The organism is Neobacillus drentensis (genome assembly GCF_036962765.1).
GTDB lineage: Bacteria > Bacillota > Bacilli > Bacillales > Cytobacillaceae > Neobacillus > Neobacillus drentensis_C.
Genome location: NZ_JBALOS010000007.1, coordinates 2,596 through 9,141, shown reverse-complemented (window position 1 = coordinate 9,141; position 6,546 = coordinate 2,596). Strand labels below are relative to the sequence as shown.

General features: G+C 37.9%; 6 protein-coding genes. All 6 read right to left on the bottom strand.

Annotated features, from left to right (window positions below; genetic code table 11):
* Positions 1-42: 42 nt before the first annotated feature.
* A complete protein-coding gene (locus tag V7137_RS01850; protein WP_335696499.1) occupies positions 43-774 on the bottom strand; it encodes a WecB/TagA/CpsF family glycosyltransferase in 732 nt (243 codons plus the stop codon).
* Between the two features lie 2 nt (positions 775-776).
* Positions 777-1,583, bottom strand: a complete 807-nt coding sequence (gene tagH / locus V7137_RS01845) for a teichoic acids export ABC transporter ATP-binding subunit TagH (RefSeq protein WP_335696498.1) — start codon at positions 1,581-1,583, stop codon at positions 777-779.
* Between the two features lie 17 nt (positions 1,584-1,600).
* Complete coding sequence (locus V7137_RS01840) at positions 1,601-2,431, bottom strand: ABC transporter permease (RefSeq protein WP_335696497.1); 831 nt, start codon at positions 2,429-2,431, stop codon at positions 1,601-1,603.
* Positions 2,432-2,542: 111 nt separating this feature from the next.
* Positions 2,543-3,760, bottom strand: coding sequence for a CDP-glycerol glycerophosphotransferase family protein (locus V7137_RS01835; protein ID WP_335696496.1), 1,218 nt, complete (start codon positions 3,758-3,760; stop codon positions 2,543-2,545).
* A complete protein-coding gene (tagD, locus tag V7137_RS01830) occupies positions 3,741-4,139 on the bottom strand; it encodes a glycerol-3-phosphate cytidylyltransferase (protein WP_335696495.1) in 399 nt (132 codons plus the stop codon). Before tagD ends, V7137_RS01835 begins: the two co-directional genes overlap by 20 nt.
* Before the next feature lie 246 nt (positions 4,140-4,385).
* The gene (locus tag V7137_RS01825) at positions 4,386-6,359 is read right to left on the bottom strand and encodes an SH3 domain-containing protein (RefSeq protein ID WP_335696494.1); all 1,974 of its coding nucleotides are present in this window, start codon (positions 6,357-6,359) and stop codon (positions 4,386-4,388) included.
* Positions 6,360-6,546: the final 187 nt, after the last annotated feature.

Here is a 6,546-nt window from a genome sequence, read left to right as displayed (position 1 = left end):
CAACAATAATCTTTAACATAGCCTTTAAAAAAGGGGCGTGCCTTATTTATGGAGCTTTAATTTAAAGATTTGCAGTAAAAATCGCGGGATTGCCAACATTCGTCTCCACCGTGATGGCTGGCTAATTAAGCGGTAAAACCATTCAAGATTCATTTTTTGCCAGATGCGCGGTGCACGCTCCACCTCACCGGCAAGAACATCGATGCTGCCCCCAACCCCCATAAAAAGCCCACCTGCAAATTGGTCCAGATTTTTGGCTATCCATTGTTCCTGTCTAGGGAATCCTAATGCCACAAGCACAATATCAGGGTTAGCGGCCTTAATTTCAGCCGTCACCGTGCTTTTCTCCCAATCAAAAAAACCATGATGACGTCCCGCAATTTGAATTTGCGGAAAGTTGCTTTGGATGTTAGCCACCGCTTTTTGATTGGTCTCTTCACGCCCGCCTAAGACATAAATTTTCCACTTTTTCTCATTCCCCAGTTCAAGAAGGCGGACCGTTAAATCATAACCGGCCACCCTCTCCCTTATCGGAGTGTGTAAGATCTTCGAAGCAAGAATAATCCCATACCCATCTGGTACAACCATGTCAGCCGATTGGATAATGTTTTTATAGTCTGGATGTTCATGAGCATACATGACAATTTCTGGATTAGCCGTGACAATGAAGGCTTTTCGCTTATTTTTAATGCTGGATAAGAGGTCCTCTACCACTTGATCAAAGCATTTATTAACAAAATCTATTCCTAAAACGGAAACCAAGTTAGTTTTCATTATTAGATTCCTTTACCCGCTAAGCCTTTTTGTTTTTGCATGACCTGTTCACGGAACTTTTTCTGCTGCTCATTGGTCATTGACTTATATTCTTTTAAGAATTTTTCGTATTCTGGAATGACTTCTTTAACCAGACCAAACTTTTTTATTTCACCGTACTCAAGCCAGACCGCCTTTTCACAGAACTCTTTGATTTGTCCCATGGAGTGGCTGACAAAGAAAATGGTTTTTCCTTTTTCTTTAAACTCAAACATCTTGTTCTTTGATTTCTGCGCGAAAACCTGATCACCTACAGATAATGCTTCATCCACAATCAGAATATCGGGATTGACAGTAACCGAGATGGCAAATCCAAGCCGAGATTTCATCCCGCTCGAGTATTTTTTTACAGGTTGATCAATAAACTTACCGATATCTGCAAACTCAATGATTTCAGGTTCCATCTCTTTAATTTCTTTCTTTTTAAACCCGAGCATTAAGCATTTTAGTTCAATATTCTCTCTGCCTGTCAATTGATTATTCAGCCCCGAGGAGATCGCGATAATCGAGGTTGTCCCAATCGTGGTAACCTCTCCTGTAGTAGGCGGAATCACGCCTGCAATGATGTTTGATAGCGTCGATTTTCCGGACCCATTGACACCAACAAGACCGATAACATCGCCTTGCTGAGCCGAGAAGGATATATCTTGAAGTGCATAGAAATCTTCACCATATCCGCCGGGTAACACGACATCCAGAAGCTTTTCTTTTGGTGACCGATGCATTTTATATTTTTTATAGACGTTCTTTACTATCACCGTTTCACTCACAAAAAATCAACTCCAATTTACAAATAATCAACAAATCGGTTTCTAAATTTCAAATGAAGAACGGAACCGATTAGGAACAACACTAACACAGTAATCCAAAAATACAAGGTTAATTGCGGGTATTCTGCCGGATACCATGTTGTTCCTAGCAAGGCCGCTCTGTACCCTTCGACTATGTAATATAAAGGGTTTAATTTTAATAAGAAGGCAAAGTCGATTCCGTTTATTATTAAATGTTCCGTATGCCATAAGAGCGGTGTTAAATATAACAGCATTTTTAATACAGACTGAACCACCTGCTGTACATCCCTGACAATGGTCGACAGCGTCGAAGTAACCAGTGCAAGGGCTAGTAAGAATAATAACATGGCAATCATAAAGTACGGCAGTTGAATATAGTAGATGCTAAGTTTAAATTCGGTAAATTGTAAAAAGACAGTAACAACTGCAACTAATAGTAGATGGGTATAGAAATTCGCCATGATGACAAATGAAGGAATCGCGCTCATCGGAAAACTCATTTTTGCAATCAATTGGATTCTGGAATAAATCGATTTAGATGAAGCAGAAATCGCGGGATTTACGAAAAACCAGACAATCATTCCCGTTACCATCCAAATAAAAAAAGGAACTACTACGCCATTATCCATCGGAACCCCACTGCCTTTACGAATTCCGGCACCAAAAACAAACCAATAAATGGTCAGCTGAATCATTGGATTCAGTATCTCCCAAAATCTGCCGAGATAATTATTCGTATTCGCACTTTTCAGTTCAAAGGCAGATAACCTCAGGATCAGGTAAAAGGAACTGATTTGCTCCTTTACAATTGTAATCATCGATTTCATGAAAATTGTCCTTCCTATCGCTAATAATAACCTTGTTCATTATACATTAATTTTTCCAAATGGGCATTATAAAAACAAAGCCCCGAGCAATTCGTTGACTCGAAGCTTGTACTAATTATTATAATGCCCTTGCTCGTAAGTTTGAGGACTTTTTTCTACAAACAATTCGGACACCAAGTTTTGGCTGGAATGACCTTTCGAGTACTGATTCCATTTTTCAGAATAATATTCGACCTTTTTTAGGTCAAAGCGGTCCTTTTGAATAAGTTCTATAATCGATTCCGTATCTTTTACTAACGGTCCTGGTAAGGACTCTTCAAATCCTTCCATGACACCACGCTGTTGCTTGTATTCATCCAAATCATAGGTGAAAAAGATAATTGGTTTATGTAAAAGGGAAAAATCGTATGGAATCGAAGAATAATCGGTAATCAGATAATCGGCGGCGACCAGCAGCTCATTAATTTCATACTGACGCGACGAGAGGTCAACAACGAAATCGGGGTATCGAACTGCATAATCATCCTTTCTAACAATCGCAGGATGTAACCGTAGAATTAACCGATACTCTTGTCCTAGTTCCCGTGCCATTTTATCCAACTCTAAGACAAGTTTAAACTGTTCTAACTCATTGTCTCGATAGGTAGGGGCATAGAGGATGACCTTTTTATCTTTTAAACTTGGATGTTGATGTAGTAAACTCGCAATCGCCTTTTGTTTCGCTTCTTCATTATAGAAGAAATCGGTTCTCGGAACTCCTGTTGGCAGGATATTCTCCTTTTTTAAGCTAAAGGACTTCATGAAAATCTCCGCCATGACGTCAGAGCCGACAACGACCTGATTAAATTTACTGTATACCTGTAAAAAGCGCTCTTTTGCCCGATCCGTTCTAGCTTTTATCGATTCATCTTCTAAGCCGAACTTTTTCATCGCTCCCGATGCATGCCATAACTGAATACACTTGACCTCTTTTTTAAAGGACACAGCAGCTAAAAAGCCGAAATAGTTATCGATAAAAATATGTCGGGAAGTGGCTAAGTGATATACAGACTTCATCCAGTTCATGAGATATTTTACCTCAAAAAGGATAGTCGTGGCCTTCTCCACGTTCTTAAATTTAGGAAATGCTTTTTGTTCACATAGAAAAACCACGTCTGTTGGTGTGTGCTGCCGGCAAATTTCTTCATACACATACTGGGTGTTATCACCGAAACTAACCACAAACGTGGTTTTGTTTTTAAGCGGAACGAGTGAAAATATCGAAAAAAAACACCTAAAGATGAATAAATAAAAACAAATGGCTAGTTCCCTAACCATTTGTGACAGCATTTAAATCTTCTTTGATTTGTGAAGTAGAGATCCCAATTGTTCTTGGCAGATAAACCACTTCGCAATAATCCTTTAGAAAGTCAAATTTGCCTTTCCAATCATCACCCATCACAAACACATCAATATCATGCTTGATAACATCTTGAATTTTTTGGTCCCATGTATTTTCAGGAATCACTTCATCAACAAAACGAATCGATTCCAAAATTAATTTTCTATTTTCAAAACTATGATATGCCTGTTTATTCTTTCCTTTGTTGAATTCATCTGTGGAAAGGCCAACTATCAAATAATCACCTAGATCCTTGGCGCGGCTAAGTAAATTTATATGACCAAAATGTAATAAATCAAATGTTCCATATGTTAAGACCTTTTTCATTAGTGTAATTCCTCCTGTAAATAGTATTCGGAAAATGTGTAAATATTTATTCATCCAATAGCACTTATTTTCATTTTACATAATCTTAACTTTAACTTTACCAAATCATTATAAGACTATGAAACTTAAAATTCAATGATGAACTGTTGTATTTCCATCAAAATACCATTTAAGTGCACATTTATGGACAATTTTTTCAGGATCATTCGAAAAAAAGAGCTGACCTGAAAACAAGTCAGCCCCAATCTATTTCAGTTCTCTAACAATATAACTTTTACTTACCCAGCCAGTTTGACCGGTGGATAACTTGATATTATACCAAGTTTTGGTTATATCCATCACAATAATTCCTTTGCTATCCAAAACCAATTGCACATAATCATTTAAGTGAAGTTGAGCAATTTCCTTTTTAGCGGTAGAAGGATCAGGACGAACATTCAAATAACTAGAACCAGAAACTCGCCCTAGGTTAAGTACAGTAAAGTAATCATCGTAGGTAGAGAAAGGAACTTTAATAGTTGTATCCTGCTTATTTATATTAACTTTCAAATTATAATCATTTGATTTCTCAAGTAGGATAAAGGTTGTATCCTTTTTAATCGTGCTTGATAGGTCCTTTTTCGCTTTCGCTTGTATTCCTGCAGGAAATTGGTCTTTACCAGCCGGTATGCCCGGTAATGCAGGAACAGTTGTATTGATGGACGCATTATCATAATATTTTTGGTCAAAAGGTAAGATGTTCTGCATGTGTCTAGCAATACCATTGCCCCAGTTTGGATCACTTGCATACCAGTAATTCATACCGATACTTTTACTTGCCACCCTCTTTCCATTGGAATCATTTGTCCGATAACCAAGCATGGCTCCTTCAAAGTGAGTACCGTTCGGATTTAGGTAATCTGCTTTCATTTTTTGGGCAACATAATTGATACATTGCTCAACGGTTGAAAACCTGTAGGCCCCTACAAAAGGTGCAGCATCATAAGCACCATAACCAAATAGGTTCTTTTTACCTAATGAAATATTAGATGTACCAAACCCGCTTTCATGGATGGCATGTGCTGCTAAGTATAGGGCATTTATACCATACTTTTTACCAGCATCAATAAAGGCCTGTCCTTTATTAACTAGCACACTGGGCTTACCTATAGTATTTTTTGCAATATAATCATTGATTTGCTTGGCTGTCACAGTCGAATTAGTTCGTAAATCAATAAACCGGTAATCCGTTAATTTATATTCCTTTAGATAGGTTTTGTAAACGTAGCCAGTTTTGCCATTGTAAATGACTTGATACCAGTCACCCAGTTTTTTTCCGGTTGATTTAACACTTCTTCCATTTGGAATAACTGCCAAAACAGCAGATCCTTCTCCTGATTTCCGCATATTTACATCATCCAAAACCAAATAGTTACTGCCATTATTGGTGACAGAAGGATTTTCCGTCGCAGTACTTGTTGATTTTGGTTGCATGTATTCCTTATAAACATACCCTTTTTTTCCTTTGTAACTTACCTCATACCAATTGCCGATCATCTTTAGCGATGAGATGGCAGTACCTTTCGGAATCAAAATCAATTTTGTATAGGAAGGTCCATAAGATGAAAAGACATATGTATCCTTAATGGTTTGATATTCCTTGTTCGCAAGGCTTTTGGAAGAAGATTTATAAACATCACCGCTATAAATGTACAAATATTTACCTTTATATTGTACACGATACCATGTTTTCCCAATACTGTTTACAACCTTTTGGGTTGAGTACAACCCATTTCCATTTGGTAAGCTCCCCACAGACTTTTTCTTCGTATCAGGCGTAGTGTATAGCATCCCTGTTTTTTTTGTAAAATAATAGGTGCCGCTCGTGTTTATATATTTATAGTATTCCTTTACATAACTGCCGCTGACCCAGCCTGATTTTTTATAGGTTTTGCCTTTGGATGTGTATGAATAGGATACTTTATAATAGCTGCCTTTTTTTTCTGTTGCAGTGATCACTTTTCCTTTTGGAATCGTGATAATCGTTTTGTATGTAGTACCTGCACCTTCACGCATTCTTAGGTTCGCTGTTGTTTGAAATGTTGTTTTACTAATTACGACAAGACTAGCAGCTTCTGCATGCTCGATATTAATTGGTGCCAGCGGAATGGTGGCTCCACTGCTTAAACCACCAAGTATTAAACCGGTGGATAAAACCATGACTTTCCCCATCTTTTTCATTAAATCTACAACCTTCTCTCTCTACTTTTCAATTTTTCCGTCATCGTAACGAATCAAGATTCCTCATCAGAAATGAACGTTCGTATTAAGGACTATCGCATCACCTCGGTCTTCCTATCTATAAAACTACTTTTTATTAAGGCTCTGTTAAACGTGCCTGTTGATTTACGCTCCAGGCGCTTCGCTT

Bases quoted from the DNA above. Each gene is read 5' to 3' on its own strand.
- V7137_RS01825 (WP_335696494.1), bottom strand. From the start codon at position 6,359: ATGAAAAAGATGGGGAAAGTCATGGTTTTATCCACCGGTTTAATACTT.
- V7137_RS01850 (WP_335696499.1), bottom strand. From the start codon at position 774: ATGAAAACTAACTTGGTTTCCGTTTTAGGAATAGATTTTGTTAATAAA.
- tagD (WP_335696495.1), bottom strand. From the start codon at position 4,139: ATGAAAAAGGTCTTAACATATGGAACATTTGATTTATTACATTTTGGT.
- V7137_RS01835 (WP_335696496.1), bottom strand. From the start codon at position 3,760: ATGCTGTCACAAATGGTTAGGGAACTAGCCATTTGTTTTTATTTATTC.
- V7137_RS01840 (WP_335696497.1), bottom strand. From the start codon at position 2,431: ATGAAATCGATGATTACAATTGTAAAGGAGCAAATCAGTTCCTTTTAC.